Source organism: Donghicola sp. XS_ASV15 (assembly GCF_041224595.1).
Taxonomy (GTDB): domain Bacteria; phylum Pseudomonadota; class Alphaproteobacteria; order Rhodobacterales; family Rhodobacteraceae; genus Donghicola.
In genome coordinates this window covers 1-1,176 of the sequence record NZ_JBGFGN010000055.1, presented here as the reverse complement: position 1 = coordinate 1,176, position 1,176 = coordinate 1, and the positions used below count along the sequence as shown (strand labels likewise).

Annotated in this window: 1 protein-coding gene; it reads right to left on the bottom strand. The window is 58.9% G+C overall.

All coding sequences use genetic code 11. The features are described from left to right. On the bottom strand, positions 1-1,176 hold a 1,176-nt coding region (gene tuf, locus AB9K37_RS01005; RefSeq protein ID WP_369835161.1), incomplete at its 5' end, for an elongation factor Tu.

The window sequence follows — 1,176 nt, the reverse complement described above, 5'->3', positions numbered from 1 at the left end:
TTACTCGATGATTTTCGAGACGACGCCCGAACCAACGGTGCGGCCGCCTTCGCGGATCGCGAAGCGCAGGCCTTCTTCCATCGCGATCGGCGCGATCAGTTCTGCCGACAGCTTCAGGTTGTCGCCGGGCATAACCATCTCGGTGCCCTCGGGCAGGATGCAGGTACCGGTGACGTCAGTGGTACGGAAGTAGAACTGCGGACGATAGTTCGCGAAGAACGGAGTGTGACGGCCGCCTTCTTCCTTGGTCAGAATGTAGACCTCGGCTTCGAACTTGGTGTGCGGGTTCACCGAACCGGGCTTACACAGAACCTGACCACGCTCAACAGCTTCACGGTCAACGCCGCGCAGCAGGGCGCCGATGTTGTCGCCTGCTTCACCGCGATCCAGCAGCTTGCGGAACATTTCAACACCGGTACAGGTGGTGGTCTGGGTGTCCTTGATACCAACGATCTCGATCGAGTCGCCGACGTTGATTACGCCACGCTCAACACGGCCGGTCACAACGGTACCACGACCCGAGATCGAGAATACGTCTTCGATCGGCATCAGGAAGGGCTGGTCAACAGCGCGCTCGGGCTCGGGGATGTAGTCATCCACAGCAGCCATCAGCTCTTTGATCTTCTCTTCGCCGATGTTCGCGTCACGGCCTTCCAGTGCGGCCAGAGCCGAACCTGCAACGATCGGAATATCGTCGCCGGGGAAGTCGTATTCGCTGAGCAGTTCGCGGATTTCCATTTCGACGAGCTCGAGAAGCTCTTCGTCGTCAACCTGGTCAACTTTGTTCATGAACACGACCAGCGCGGGAACGCCAACCTGACGCGCCAGCAGGATGTGCTCGCGGGTCTGGGGCATCGGGCCGTCTGCTGCGTTTACAACCAGAATGCCGCCGTCCATCTGCGCCGCACCGGTGATCATGTTCTTCACATAGTCAGCGTGGCCGGGGCAGTCGACGTGCGCGTAGTGACGGTTTTCGGTCTCATACTCAACGTGTGCGGTCGAGATGGTGATGCCGCGTGCCTTTTCTTCGGGCGCGCCGTCGATCTGGTCGTACGCTTTGAAGTCACCGAAGTACTTGGTGATCGCTGCGGTCAGAGTGGTCTTACCGTGGTCAACGTGACCAATGGTGCCGATGTTGACGTGCGGTTTGCTACGCTCAAACTTTTCCTTTGCCAT